This window comes from Pedobacter sp. MR2016-24 (genome assembly GCF_026239655.1).
In the GTDB taxonomy this organism is placed as follows: Bacteria; Bacteroidota; Bacteroidia; order Sphingobacteriales; family Sphingobacteriaceae; genus Pedobacter.
The window spans coordinates 273,752-288,507 of sequence record NZ_JAPIVO010000003.1; the positions used below are offsets into that span (position 1 = coordinate 273,752).

Genomic DNA, 14,756 nt, shown 5'->3' on the forward strand with positions numbered 1-14,756 from the left:
AAATTTGTTTTCAAGACAGTTAACCAACCACTCTTGCAATATGAACGCTCTGCCAGGCACATCAACCGAAATGACTCCTATACCATTACCGGAGCGACAAAACAGTTTCGAAACAGAACTAGTACGATCTCTCAAAATCGGACAGGCATCTGCAATTGCGAAACTATATAAGCTTTATGCACCTGCTTTGCTGGGGATCATCTGTAAGGTGATTAAAAACGAAGATGTTGCACAGGATGTACTGCAGGAATCTTTTTTAAAAATATGGAGATCAATTGGTCAGTACGATGCTGCTAAAGGCCGCTTATTTACCTGGATGGCAAGACTAGCAAAAAATACCGCTATAGATCAGTTAAGAAGTCGTGGAGAATTAAACAGTGCAAAAAACGAAAATCTCCAAAACCTTATTATAGAAATTGACCAGACACATCAGATCCTGTATAATCCGGAAATCATTGATATAAAGGCTTTGTTATCTTTCCTGACGCCAATTCAGGTCAAAATCTTAAATCTTGTTTATTTTGAAGGGTATACCCATATTGAGGCAGCCGAAGAATTGGAATTACCAATAGGAACTGTAAAAACAAGAATACGCACAGCCATACTTACATTAAGGACCTTTTTTTAACAGCAAAATCGTTTGATTTTGGTATGAGGTTTGACTAGTGCTCGCTACATATGGCTAGTTCAAACAAATCAATATATAGTGCTTTAGCAGCAAACCTTCTTATTGCCATTACAAAATTCGTTGCGGGAGCATTTAGTAACAGTGCAGCAATGATTTCTGAAGGTATACACTCCATGGTAGATACGGTAAACCAGCTGCTGTTGCTTTTCGGATTAAAAAGGAGTAAAAAACCAGCGGATGCGCTTCGACCATTCGGTTATGGCAAGGAGTTATATTTTTATTCATTTATTGTATCAATCCTGATTTTCGGATTAGGGGGAGGGATTTCAATTTATCAGGGTATTATCCATATTGTAGCGCCCGAGCCATTGGGTGACCCTACCTGGAATTATGTAGTACTTGCAGTATCTGTTATTTTTGAGGGTGCTTCTCTTGTTATTGCCGCAAAAGAGTTTAACCTGGTACGTGGACAAGACAGTTGGTGGACCGCAATTGTTCGCAGTAAAGACCCCTCCAATTTCCTGGTACTTTTTGAAGATGGTGCTGCTGTTTTAGGCTTGATAACAGTTATTATTTGTATGGTTTTCAGCCACCATTACCAGATTCCGCAACTCGATGGTGTGGCATCGCTGTTAGTCGGACTGCTGCTTGTTGCCGTTTCTTTAATTCTGGCCAGGGAAAGCAGAAGTCTGTTACTTGGAGAGGGAATCTCAGAAGTATCCAAGCAAAAAATAACTTTACTGGCGGAAAAAGATCCGGCAGTCCTGAAAGTATTACATATTTTATCCACTTATCAATCTCCGGAAGAAGTTATACTTATGCTAATTGTAGCCTTTAAAGCACATCAGGATACTGCGGAGATCAATGAAGCCATTGACAGGATAAGAAAAGATATCAAATCGGACTTCAATCTTATTCGTTTTGTCATTATTCAGCCTGAAGCAGACACTCTCCAATTTAAATTATAAGTTTGCAACTCAACGCTACGTTGTCCTCATACGCATGAAAAGAAAAATCAACCTTTTACCTTTTGTTATTATAGCGCTTTTTATTTTTTTATTAAACTGGTATGTGTTATCCGGATTATTGGTGTTGACTTCAAATCACTTCATTGTACCTGGTTTCTGGCTTGTCCTCACTGCATTAGCCGCATCTTTTTTTCTCGCGCTTCGCAGAATGGCATCAAATGGAATGGATTTGTTTTTTAAATCTGTGGTTCATATCACCCTTATTTTATTAGCTGCTGAATTGGTAGTCTCTCTAATCCTTATTCCAGGAGATATTTACAGCATTTTCAACAATGGGATGAGGAGTTATTACTGGGTGGAATTCGCATTCTTTATGTTCTTTCTTACCGTATGTATATTTTTATACGGAATGGTATTCGGTAAATATAATTATAGGGTAATCAGACATGAACTGGAATTTGATGACCTGCCCGATGCATTTGACGGATTTACGATCAGCCAGATATCCGATGTCCATTCCGGCAGTTTCAACAACCCTTCTGCTGTGAAACGGGGAATAGAACTAATTAATAGTCAGCATGCTGATCTGTTTGTATTTACGGGAGATTTGGTCAACAATAAAGCGGAAGAGATTCTGCCCTGGATCAGTTTGTTTTCCCAGATTAAAGCACCCTATGGTCAGTTTTCAATTTTAGGTAATCATGATTATGGAGATTACGTACAATGGCCTGCGGAGACTGATAAGATAGCCAACCTGCAGCAACTGAAAAGATATCATTTAGAACTTGGTTTTGACTTATTATTAGACAGACATGTTGAAATTGTGAAAGGTGACCAGAAGATTATCCTCGCGGGCATAGAAAATTGGGGCATTGGTTTTGGAGAACGAGGTGATCTCAGGAAGGCGATGACGGGCGTAAAAGACCAGGATTTTAAGATCTTACTTTCACATGATCCTTCACATTGGGAAGCTCAGGTAAAAACTTTCCTTCCGAAAATCCACCTTACACTTTCTGGTCATACACATGGAATGCAATTCGGACTGGAAGCTTTCGGGATCAAATGGAGTCCGGTGAAATACCGTTATGCACACTGGGCAGGAATTAAATCAGAAAATGGCAGGGTACTGAATATCAACCGTGGTTTTGGTTTTTTAGGATTCTCTGGCAGAATCGGCATCTGGCCAGAGGTTACATTAATCACATTGAGAAAAAAGAAAAGGTAGCTGATTTATTCAACTACCCTCCCATCTCAACATTTATAAAGCTTAGGCAAATACGTAAAACTTACTGTCCCTTACTGGCTGACCTTTAATAGCAAGGTATTCGCCACGGTTATCTCTCAATGCTTTGATGACGAAGGGGTCATTCCCTTTTGCTAATTGATCAAATGCAATTTTGATTCTGTCAATGTGTGTATCTGCGTTTACTTTCCATTTTTTATTCTGGTACATAAAGTATCCGAATACAACCCTGGTATTACCTTTAAGTTTTCCATCTAACCTGATAAAAGATGGATTTGCTTTTTTTAAAGGCTCTACGCCTTTTGTATAAAACTCATTAAAATCTGAAAATGTTTGTTTTGAATTATTCTCGCTCATATTTTTGTCTTTCTGTATGTTATTTTTTATTTATCTTGTTGTTTGAACTTATATTGTCTAAAGTATTTGATTCTTTACGAACTTGCCATTAAAAGTTTTCGGTTTTCACATTTCCGGTCCGTTTCAGCACTCCCCAGCCTTCCAACTCTCCTTTAAGCGCTTTTTTCAGTGACCTGAAAAGGACTATATACATCAACTGTCGCCAGTAGAATCTTTGTGGAATCACATAAATCAATTTTTTATAGGATGCTTTCTCCATCTTAAAAGCTATTGCAGCAAATAAGAGGTCTACAAGTATAAACATACAATAATAAAAAAAGACCTGTCCAAAACCGTTGTTAAGGCTAAATAAACTACCTATTCCAGTTAGCGTCAGCGAATTTACGGAAGATAAAGAGAACAAACCAGTAATGATTGAAAGCAGCATGAAAAAGTCGGCCAGCGGGGAAAATATCGGCAGGATAATCTGATAAATAAGGATATTGGGCATACCCACCATTCCAAAATAGCCGTACCTTTTGTTGAAAAGCGTATTTTTGTTTTTCCAGAAGCTCTGCATCACCCCGAAGCTCCACCTGAGCCGCTGTTTCAATAGCATATCGACCGTCTCAGGAGCCTCCGTATAAGCTACTGCACTATCACAATTACGAACAGTATAGCCAGCCCTTAGGATACGCATTGTCAGGTCGCAATCCTCCGCCAGTGTATCCGTCATGAAACCGCCCACATTTAAAAGGACTTCTTTTCTGAAAGCTCCAATGGCACCTGGTACAACAGTTATCGTATTTAAAATATCAAAAGCCCTGCGATCCATGTTCTGAGCAGTAATGTATTCTATCGACTGCCAATTGGTAATCATATTGTTTGCATTTCCCACTTTTACCGTTCCTGCGACAGCAGCAATGTCATCCTCAAAGAAATAACGCATCAGTTCGGTTATTGCATCTGATTTAAGTTGGGTATCTGCGTCAATACAAATCACGAAATCTGCCGAAGACTGCAAAATTCCATAGTTTAGTGCTGATGCTTTGCCTCCATTAGGCTTGGTGAACAAACGGACATTTTTATTGCCCGCAAATGCATCATTTACCTTTTCAAGAGTGCTGTCCTTTGAACCGTCATCAACAAAAATAAACTCTACATTTTTGTACGTTGTTTTCAAAAGGCTATTGATTGTCTGCACCACAGTTACCTCTTCATTATATGCAGGGATAATGATGCTCACCTTATAATCAGGGTTTTTAAGCAGCAGACCTTTCTCTTTTCGCGCTGATATCTTTTGTTTTACGGCGAGGATTGCAATAAAAATGCTTCTCAGCATTGCCAGGATTATGGCAAGAATAAATACATAATTTAAGAATAATGTACCATATGAGAACACCCGCAGAAATAAGGTATCTCCCGAGCTGACGAAACCATTTCCATCAGCTGTCACCGCAGGCATCAGTTCAGCCTTACTTTTCCCTATCAGACTACCAATAGTTACAAATTTATAGCCCTTGTCTTTAAAGTATTTAATAATTCTTGGTAAGGCTTCAACAGTGGCTGACCTGTTCCCCCCTGCGTCGTGCAGTAATAATACGTTACCCAGATCCTGCTGTTTCACTACAGCCTTAAAAATCTCATCCGCAGAAATGCCAGGTTGCCAGTCTTCAGGATCGATAGACTCGCCAATATTGATATAATTTTCAGCCCTGCTTTGCGCTACGGGAAGGATCTCAGCCGAAGTACTTGGTTCAGCATCTGCGTTATAAGGAGGCCTGAATAAAATAGTACTATGCCCGGTGATGGATTCAATAAGTTTTCTTGTGGCATTTAATTCAAATTTCACACGTTCAGGTCCAGCTTTAGACATGTCTGGGTGAAAAAAAGTATGGTTACCTATTTCGTAACCCATCTTAAACTCCTGCAGTAATAAACCCATATTCTGCTCTGCCATAATACCCACCACAAAAAAACTACCGGGAACTTTCTCGCGTTGTAAAATATCCAGGATCTGGGGAGTATATACCGGATCCGGGCCATCATCAAACGTCAGCACTATCTTTTTATCTGCATGTCCGTATCTTCTGATACTATATTTTGTTGGCAGATCTACGTAATCCTGAGCAGAAATAAAATAGTCAGACGTATCCATCTTAACGTCAATCTTACCAGCTTTTGGAACAGAAACAAGATCCAGGATTTCACCTTCTCCGGAATAATCAATTCTGTCATTTAAGCCTATATGCGTTAACCGCTTTAAATCAACACCACTTTTACGTACTGAATCGATACTGAGGTTTTTAGAAATAAAGGTCCATAATCTCGGGTCTTCCGCACCCATTCGCCAGATGGCAATACCCGCAATGCCCCAGTCGTCAGCCCTTCTTATCAGGTTAAAATTAGTTACGGCATCGGTAAAAAACACCTGATGTGCCATACCAGATTCATCTGTATAATTATAATTCAGGTTAGCAGATACCTTATTGTAATTGATCCTGCTTTTATATCTGGCTGCATTTGCAACTGCCTGCTGATAGGTGATCGTAGTGCCTACATCATTCACAGGCCAGTCATATCCATAACATGCCAGAGCCAGAACTACCTTATCAGAAGATATTTTTGCACATATTTTATCCAGCTGCTCTTCTACCCATTCCTGGTGTGATACATCCCCGGCATTACTATTTTCACTATGCTGATCATAAGCCATCACAAAAATATAGTCATTGTATTTATTCAGCAAATCAAGATTATAATCATCATTATCAGGCGAAATATCCTGCGAAACAATCAGGTTGGCACGATGCAGCTGCTCATAAAGATTCTGCTGAAATTGAGCCAGGGGTGCATCACTACGTTCTTTGATCTCTTCAAAATCGATGTTAACTCCCTGATACCTGTAATGTTTGAGCTTTGATATTAAATTTTTTATAAAACGGTTCTGTAAATCTTTATCTATTAATAACTTATGAATTGCATCACCATCAAAATGATCCTCACTAAAGTTAGATACCATAGCGATTGGAGTTTTCTTATTTTGGAGGATAACTTTCAATGCATCCTTATCAACCTGGTCAATCAGCGTATCGGCACCGTTTTTAATAAAGAAGGATTCGGTGAGCACCATGTCCAGCTGCTTAATGTGGTCTTTCAGATCGGTGAGGGATTGCGGATCCCAATTCACATAAAAACCAGCGTTAATCCTTACCTTGTTATTGGGATGTTTCAACCGATGTAATTTCTGGTCGTTCCGGATCTTTAACAGTTTCTTTTTAGAAATGCTGAAATCCTTGTATGGAGTTGACCGTTTAATCTGTTCTATCTGCTTCTTACTTAAAGTTGAAGCAGAATTAATGACAGGCAGTGCCGGGTAATGGTTAGACAATAACGTGTAAGCTACACAGGCCGAAGCAATAATAAATATGATAATGATACTCCAGGTTAACCACTGAAAAGTAATCCAACGACTTTTTCTTGCGGTTTGAAATACTTGTTTTTCGGCCATCTGCGAGCGTTAATAATTTAATCAGGATCAAATATAAGGATAGAATCTCATAAAAATCTGCGCTATAATTCTGAGATTTGTAAAACTAAAAAATCCATATGCTTGTAAACGATAGTCCCCCTCCTCAGCGTAAAATAATCCATATCGATATGGATGCATTTTATGCGGCTGTTGAGCAGCGTGATTTCCCTGAATACAAGGGGAAACCACTGGTTGTGGGCGGATCTCCAGATGGCCGGGGAGTTGTTGCCACTGCAAGTTATGAGGCCCGTGTATTTGGTATCCATTCTGCAATGTCAGCAAGAAGGGCAATTCAGTTATGCCCGCATGCGCTTTTCGTACGCCCGAGATTTGATGCCTACAAAAGCGTTTCGGTTCACATTCGCGAGATTTTTAGTCGCTATACCGACCTGATAGAACCACTCTCTCTTGACGAGGCTTACCTGGATGTAACAGAAGACAAATTAAATATCGGCTCCGCTCTTGAAATTGCAAAGCAGATAAAGGATGCGATAAAAACGGAATTAGATCTTACTGCCTCCGCGGGCGTATCGAGCAATAAATTTGTTGCTAAAATAGCTTCAGATATGAACAAACCTGACGGTTTGACCTTTATTGGCCCTTCTAAAATAGCCGCTTTCATGGAGAAACTACCTGTCGAAAAGTTTCATGGTGTGGGAAAGGTAACGGCTGATAAGATGAAGAAAATGGGTCTGCACAATGGAGCGGATCTTAAAAAACTTTCAGAACAGGAGCTCATCAGGAAATTTGGAAAAACTGGCAAATTCTATTTCAATATTGTAAGAGGAATAGATTACAGGGCTGTTCAGCCGCACCGTTTGACAAAGTCATTGGGTGCTGAGGATACCTTTTCACAGGATCTCGAAAGCACAGAAGAAATGTTTACAGAACTGGAATTGTTAGCAGAAAAAGTTGCCGGCCGTCTTCAAAAAAACAGCCTGAAAGGCAGGACGCTAACATTGAAAATAAAATTCAGCGACTTTAAACAGATCACCCGAAATCAGTCTTTACCACAACCTATATCTGACTATCATGCAATTATTAACGCCGCTAAAAGCTTATTGCTAAAGGAAGAGCTTGTCGATGTAGGCGTACGATTGTTAGGTATCTCCCTTAGTAATTTTGGAAATGCATTATTCAGCAGACATGCAGATCCCGATCAGCTGGAACTATTTTAATCTGGTATCACCTCAAAAAGCAGGAATTGCGCTTTCTCCTCCGGATTGAAATTATTATCAGCAACAAATACTATACTCTGATGTCCGTTAGGTAGCACAGGGCCAAACGTCGCTCCTTCTATATTATCAATATACATCCCCAGGTCGTCCATATTTAACACCAATCTTTTTTTTACCGGATGAGTAACAGGATTTTTAATAAGCGAGCTGACATCAATGATGTTATCAGCGCCTTTAAAGTCTGCTTCAAAAACCTTAATATTAGAACCTCCTTTACCGGCAGAATAGGCTCTTTCAGTAACCAGCATTTTATCATTGCCAAGCCATAATATATCAGGAATTCCGTTATTCATATCTCCATTATCTGGTGAGGGAAAAGGAATCGGATTGAGTTTATAAGCATATTGTCCAACATTCTTCCCGGACTTAACATCAAACTTAAAAATCCTTACATAGGCTTCGTTTTCAATCAGCGCAGCTTGCGGTCCATCATCAAACATAGGTTCCTCCATACTGACATATAAACTCTGGTAGTTATTGGCAAAAGTTAAACCTTCCAATACGCCATTTCTCCTCGGTCCATGATCGGCCAGTTGCATGCTCAGATTTGCCGGTAGTGGAATAGAATCTGCATAATAGCCGTTAGTATTCACCACATTTATGGTAGGATCTATCAGGATGGTATCCTTCGTATTAATAACTCTGTCCCCCTCACTTGTCCAGTACAGTTTCCCTGTTTTTGCATTGAAACGCATGGCCTCAGGATCAGTTGTTTTTGTGGCATGCCTGGTCATTTCAGGATAAGTGGCACCATCTTTCTGTCTTAAATAATGAACGCCATTAATCGCTACACTATCAATTCCTGCGGCAGAAAATGAAATCTGTGCCGTATAAAACCTGGAGGGATTCAAATGTGAACGATCATCGCAGATCAGGTAGTAAATATTGCGCACCGCATCGTAATCGATACCGGAGAGTCCGCCTACTGTGGTGTGCTGAAAAATAAGGTTGTGGGGCACCGTGTATTCATTAATAAATCTAAGATGACCAATATTGGTTGTCTCCGTCTGTTTTATGCTGACATTTTTTTGTGCCGTACAGCTGAATATGAGGGGAAAGGCTAGAAAAATCAGTGATTTTCTTACTATGTCATTAACGGTAAAACAGGTCATTCGTTCAGATTAGAGGAACTGATACAAATATACAACCCTTACCATTTTATTCCACTTTATCTGTTAAAGATTGCATAAATTCAATAATCTCTCTAACTTCCTGATCCGATAAATGCAACGGTTTTGAAGCTAGTGTCTGTTGAGGAACATCCATTTTAAGCCCCGCTCCACCACCCTGGTTATAAAATTCCAATACTTTCTCCAGACTGTTGAATACACCATTATGCATATAAGGTGCCGTCTGTGCTGTATTACGAACCGTAGGCGTCTTAAAAGCAGCCTGATAATAACTGATGGGGAAATAACCAAACCTGCCGGGATCCATATCATTCTTCAAATGTTTGAAGTCATCATTTGCCGGAATACCTAATGTTTCATATTCTGTTAATTTATAAAAAGGAGGTATTAATCCATTGAACAATGGTGCAAAATGACAAGAGCCACACTGTGCCTTACCCATGAATAAATTGAAACCCTTAAGTTGTGAGGACGACATTGCTTCTTTATTTCCGGAAATGTATTGATCAAAGGGAGAATTATAAGGGGTGAGCGTAGCAATATAGGCAGCCAATGCATCAGCGAGGTAATCTATATTGACAGATTCCTTTGTCTCTGGAAAAGCAGTAGAAAACTGCCGGTAATATTGCTCATCTTTCTTTAACAGGTTAATTACTACCTGATGATTGCCATTCATTTCCTGTGGATCAGCGATTACTGCTTTGACTTGTTCCTGCAGGGTTTTCGCCCTGCCGTCCCAAAATTGTGAATACTGAAAGGCACTGTATAACAGTGTTGGTGCATTGCGCTGCACATTTCCATTGCCATCAAAAGTGCGGCTGGTTTTCAATTCCTCTGCAAAAAAGTGGTCGGGACGGTGACAGTCTGCACAGTTCCTCCGAAGATTGCCTGAAAGTCTTTTTTCAAAAAACAGGTTTTTACCTAATGCTGCCAATATGCTATCTTTTACCTTCAGGCCAGAAAATGAACTAACCGGTATTGCATCCCCGCTAAAAATGTTTTTAGCCTCATAGTTGAGTGCGCTTTTACGGTTGATATTCATATTCAGCGACGAAATGAATCTGCTTAGCTTTTCCTGCAGCGGCAAAGCATATGTAGTCATAAATTCCATTCTGTCAAAACTATCAAAATCAGGATGCGCCCGGAGGTAATCAAGTGTGGCGTTAATATTGGATGTAAGTTGAATTTCACCGCTGGAGCGATCAGCCAAAAAAGGTTTCAAAACAGCTTTGATCGCATATAAGGATTGGTATGACTCTACAATTCCACTTTTTAATTCCGGGGCATCGTAACCTGTAATACTCAAAGTAATTATGCTGATCAATTCCAGGCGCACGCTTTCCAGCAGTTCTGCATCAGTTCCGGAAAAACGATACAATAAGGAGTTCAGATCTGCAGCAGAGTAAGAAATTACGTCGCACTGTGCGATGAGCTCATCCTTTTGCTGATAGGGATGACTATCGAAAAGAAGTGATTCTATTACCTGAAAACCCGCTGGCTCCTGATATTCCATGTAGGGCTCGTCAACCTCAACCTTTGCAGGTCTGTTATAAATCATAGCAGAACTTGCGAAAAAGTAATCCATAAAAAAAGCAATTCTTTTGTAGCTGCTCCTGCTCTTTTTTAGTGCCATCTTAGCCCTGAAAAGAGTAGCGGTGTCTCCCTTGTCTAATAGAGATACCGCTTTTTTTAATTCAAGTGAAGAACTGCTGAATAGGATAGCATTTTCTTTAAAATATTGTATTGCATTTTTGATACCCGGACTATGTTCTTCAGTTTTAAGACCGAGTACAATACAGATACAAGTCAGCCATAGCGTACATAATAAAAATACTTTCAGCTTATTTTGAGGCATTTTTCGTTAGCTCTTTCACCATAGTAAACTGATCGCGGATCAGGCCATCAGCGCAGATCCATTTCAATTCCAACCGGTTACCTTTTACGTCCAGCACGCATGAGCCTCCATGATCAGCGTCAGAAAAATACATTGCATTATGCGGATAAGAGGCTTGTTTCCCTCCTAGTTTTCCTGCAGAGCCGCTCAGTACGTACACCGTTCCATTGTTGTTTTTTGAAGTTTTAGTATATGGGGCGGAATTTTTGCTGCCGTCATTCTTTCCAGACGAGGAACTCAGGTTGTGTTTTTTTGGATCAAAGGTGTTTTCCATACCATAATGTCCTTTCATCAGTCTGCTGCGTTCGTAGCCATGGCTATGACCATTCAGCACAACATCAACGCCAGCACGCTCAATAATCTGTATAAAATTCTCTCTGATCTTTACCAGCTCTTCTTCTTCGTCAGAATTATGAGAACCCATCGTATAAGGAGGGTGATGCCAGAAAGCAATTACCCAGCCTTTATTTTGATTGGCAGCAAGGTCTTTTTTAATCCACTGTACTTGCGGACCGATTGTATCATATAAGCGGTACGATTTGTCTTCTTTGCCATAAGAGTCCAGAGATAAAAAATGGATATTACCGATGTCAAAGGAATAGAAAGCCTGTGTATGAGAAGGCACACCACCAGCTTCAGCCTCAGCAGGCATCGAGAAATTCTGGTAATATGCTGTTTCATGTGTTTCCTGTGCATGTTTAGCGGTCAGGTCCGTATCATGGTAATCATGATTTCCAGGCGCAGGATACATGGGATACTTTTTTAACAGGTCATCTTTGTAAATATTGAAGAATTTACTCTGGAATTCAGAATCAGTGCCATCCTGGTAGGCGTTATCACCTAATAGTATCCAGGCATCTAATGCATGCTCTCCATCACCCAGATACTTCAATAATTCTTTTTTCACATTACGCTGATTAATAGAGTTATCACCACAATCACCTAAAGCTGCAATGCGATAGTGTCCTGGCTTACCCGGTTCAGGCAGGGTAACGAATGAATTATGTTCATCGCCTTGAAGTACAGTTTTCAATTCACCAATACTGTAGTAATATTTAGTATAAGGCTTCAACCCTGTTAAGCTTATTTTGTGCTCTGTCAGGAGATTAAGGTCCTCGGCCGACCGGTCAAGTTTACCCGGGACTGTACCATAATTTACTTTACTCCGGGAAGAGACATCTGTTCTCCAGCGAATCATAATACCCGTACTGCTGGCCACCTGCAAATACGGTCCGCGTATGAGTCTTACTGGTTCAGTAGCAGCACCTTTTTCCTTTTTTTCCTGAGCAAAGCCTGCTGCTGAAAACAACAGTACAGCTAAACTGCAAAAGACCAAATATTTTTTTATCATTTTATATTATTTTACTTTCAGGTCTTTACCTGCAATATCTTCCCAGCGATAGTAGTGAAATGTTTTGTCATCACTCATCACCACAAATAATCCATGCTTAAAGGTACTGTTTAACGGCATATTTACTACATCTGAGCCATCACTATGATTCGCTTCCACTTTAACAATTTTTAGTAATTGATGCTCAAATTTGTTTTGAGCAGTACCTTCCCTGCTAAAGATCCGGAAGCGGTTAGCGCCCTGATCAGACACTAAAATATATCCTTTGCTGGCAGAAGTTTTATAAATTGATATTCCTTCATGATCTTCTGAGAAACCCGTTGTGCCAAATAAAGCCAGCTCTGCATTTCCCTTTTCCGGATCGGCATAATACTGACGTACACCATGCTGCTCATCGGAGTAATAAACATAGCCCAGTTCATTATCTACCGCTATGGCTTCGATTTCTTTTTTTCCGCTATACATACCGAACTTTCTGACAAGCTCAGCTTTCACCTGTCCTGATCCATTATCAGTCAGCAGGTATTGCCACAAATAGGAGCCATCTTTAGGACCAGTTTTACGACCGACGATAGCATAGACTTTACCGGATTTACTGGTATACACCGATATCCCCATCAAATCGCGGTATTCAGGCAAGGTTTCCCCCTCAAATACAGCAATGCCTCCTCCATCAACCGCTTTCATGTCCGGTAAAGAAAAAATACGGAGTTTGTGGCTGATGCGTTCAGTCGTGATAGCCATATCTGTTGATTTCCCGTTAAGTTTTAAGCCATAGGCAATATCTACATTATTCGGGCGCTTTAACCCCTTTACCACTAAAGCATGTTGTATTTTACCTTCCAGATCAAATACATACAACCCGCCTGTTGCGGATTTATCCGTGCCTATAACCAGACTTTTTGAGGCATCCTTTGGGTTGACCCAGATAGCGGGATCATCAGAATCAAATCCTACTTTTTCAGAGATGTATACGGGTTTGATAGCTACGACATTTTCAGCTACCACAGTTGAAGGGTTAATGCGTTTACTGCAGCCGGCAAAAAGAACCGGAATTATTAAAAGCGGTAATATTTTTTTATGTAACATATGAATCTTTAAACAACACACCTTCAGTGATGAACCAAAGATGTGTTTGATATTATAATTTTAAAACATTAGCTATTTAGCTCCGTAAGCACCGATATATGATGATGGCTCAGGAGAACTATACAGTTCACCATTAATGGTGATACCATTAGGAAAATTACGTACAAAATCCTTAGTACCTTTATTCAATGCCGCAGAACCTGCTTGTAGGTGGAAGTCCCAGCCTTCATTAAAAGTTACATTGTCTGTTGATGTGGATAGTGGATAGTTAACAAATAAAGGATCATTGGCCTTAACGGTTGCACTGATCACATCGTTTACACCCCCCACAATTTCAGCAGTTGGCTGAAACTGATTTACAATGGTTTGTGTCTCGCCATAATATAGTGAATTCCTGAATTTAGATCTGGCATCCTCTAGTTTCTTTACATCTCTTTTAATACCGAAACGTGTGTTGGCAAAAAGATTGTTATACATTTCTACAAATACTGATGCTTCAACCCATACCGATCCGCCTTTTGCAGTTGGTCTTCTCCAGCCAGTATTTAACATCGTATTGTTAAAAGCGATAACATGTGCCTGTGGTACACGGTCTCCCGCGTTTGAAAGTTTTAGCGCATTGGTATTATTTGAATAGAATAAATTATAAGATACATCTGCTATACACCCGGATTTAATGTTTATTCCCTCTCCACCCGTTAAGCCAGTAGCATAAAACCTGTTTCCTGTGAAGATGATTTGTCCACCCTCGATATAAGTACAGTCTTCCTGAAAATGTCTGATAGTACTACCATTAACTACTAATTTACCCTTTACATTAGAAAACCAAAGCGCGGGCAGGTTTTCACCAGCTGCTGCTTTATACAGACCCAATTTTAATGACATAGAGGCTTCAGTGACAGTTGAACCACCGTATTCAAGAATGGTATGGTCTAACAATAATTCCTTACATGTTGGTGCACCCAGGATACCACCCCACATTTTACCTAATTTATGTGCCTCATTTCTATAGTTCTCCTCAATAGTAATTTTTACCGGATTTTCTACTGTCCCTCTTGAGTACAGATTTCCTTTCACAATAAACTCTGGTCTTGCCAGTGTATCCATAATTACCAATACACCTTCTTCTATCGTCAGGGACTTATCTACAGGCACAATAATATCACCAGTTACCCTAATAACGCTTCCCTTGGTCCATATTCCATAAACTTCACCAGAAATACCGCTGGTATTTACCGGTATGGGCGTTGTGTCTACATCAACATTAGCTTTTTCACAACTTGCAAATAGTGCCGTAATCAGTACCGCTCCCATTAATAATACTTTTATCTTCATCATATTTAGATT

General features: G+C 39.9%; 11 protein-coding genes. 4 read left to right on the forward strand and 7 right to left on the reverse strand.

Annotation, left to right across the window (positions count from 1 at the left end):
- Window positions 1-40 precede the first annotated feature (40 nt).
- The 3 genes from OQX62_RS08875 to OQX62_RS08885 are packed head-to-tail and all read left to right on the forward strand — an operon-like array spanning window position 41 to window position 2,821.
- Window positions 41-628, forward strand: a complete 588-nt coding sequence (locus tag OQX62_RS08875; RefSeq protein ID WP_265831122.1) for an RNA polymerase sigma factor — start codon at window positions 41-43, stop codon at window positions 626-628.
- A gap of 50 nt (window positions 629-678) precedes the next feature.
- Window positions 679-1,596, forward strand: coding sequence for a cation diffusion facilitator family transporter (locus tag OQX62_RS08880; RefSeq protein WP_265831123.1), 918 nt, complete (start codon window positions 679-681; stop codon window positions 1,594-1,596).
- 34 nt (window positions 1,597-1,630) lie between these two features.
- Window positions 1,631-2,821 (forward strand): metallophosphoesterase, encoded by a 1,191-nt coding sequence (locus OQX62_RS08885; protein ID WP_265831124.1) that lies wholly within the window; start codon window positions 1,631-1,633, stop codon window positions 2,819-2,821.
- A 42-nt stretch (window positions 2,822-2,863) separates the two neighbouring features.
- Here OQX62_RS08885 and OQX62_RS08890 read toward each other — a convergent pair whose 3' ends face one another.
- Entirely contained in the window at window positions 2,864-3,196 is a 333-nt protein-coding gene (locus OQX62_RS08890; RefSeq protein ID WP_265831125.1) for a hypothetical protein, read from the reverse strand.
- Between the two features lie 88 nt (window positions 3,197-3,284).
- Complete coding sequence (locus tag OQX62_RS08895) at window positions 3,285-6,686, reverse strand: glycosyltransferase (protein ID WP_265831126.1); 3,402 nt, start codon at window positions 6,684-6,686, stop codon at window positions 3,285-3,287.
- A 98-nt stretch (window positions 6,687-6,784) separates the two neighbouring features.
- Here OQX62_RS08895 and dinB point away from each other — a divergent pair, with 98 nt between their 5' ends.
- A complete protein-coding gene (dinB, locus tag OQX62_RS08900) occupies window positions 6,785-7,885 on the forward strand; it encodes a DNA polymerase IV (protein WP_265831127.1) in 1,101 nt (366 codons plus the stop codon).
- Here dinB and OQX62_RS08905 read toward each other — a convergent pair.
- The 5 genes from OQX62_RS08905 to OQX62_RS08925 form a co-directional block, all read right to left on the reverse strand.
- A complete protein-coding gene (locus OQX62_RS08905) occupies window positions 7,882-8,904 on the reverse strand; it encodes an esterase-like activity of phytase family protein (protein ID WP_265831128.1) in 1,023 nt (340 codons plus the stop codon). The two genes, dinB and OQX62_RS08905, sit on opposite strands and share 4 nt — an antisense overlap.
- A 199-nt stretch (window positions 8,905-9,103) precedes the next feature.
- Window positions 9,104-10,930, reverse strand: coding sequence for a cytochrome-c peroxidase (locus tag OQX62_RS08910; RefSeq protein WP_265831129.1), 1,827 nt, complete (start codon window positions 10,928-10,930; stop codon window positions 9,104-9,106).
- Window positions 10,917-12,320 carry a purple acid phosphatase family protein gene (locus OQX62_RS08915; RefSeq protein WP_265831130.1) on the reverse strand — a complete coding sequence of 468 codons (1,404 nt, stop codon included), beginning with the start codon at window positions 12,318-12,320 and terminating at the stop codon, window positions 10,917-10,919. The genes OQX62_RS08910 and OQX62_RS08915 overlap by 14 nt, the downstream gene beginning before the upstream one ends.
- A gap of 6 nt (window positions 12,321-12,326) precedes the next feature.
- Window positions 12,327-13,409 carry a phytase gene (locus OQX62_RS08920; protein ID WP_265831131.1) on the reverse strand — a complete coding sequence of 361 codons (1,083 nt, stop codon included), beginning with the start codon at window positions 13,407-13,409 and terminating at the stop codon, window positions 12,327-12,329.
- A 72-nt stretch (window positions 13,410-13,481) separates the two neighbouring features.
- Window positions 13,482-14,747, reverse strand: a complete 1,266-nt coding sequence (locus OQX62_RS08925) for a right-handed parallel beta-helix repeat-containing protein (protein WP_265831132.1) — start codon at window positions 14,745-14,747, stop codon at window positions 13,482-13,484.
- Window positions 14,748-14,756: the final 9 nt, after the last annotated feature.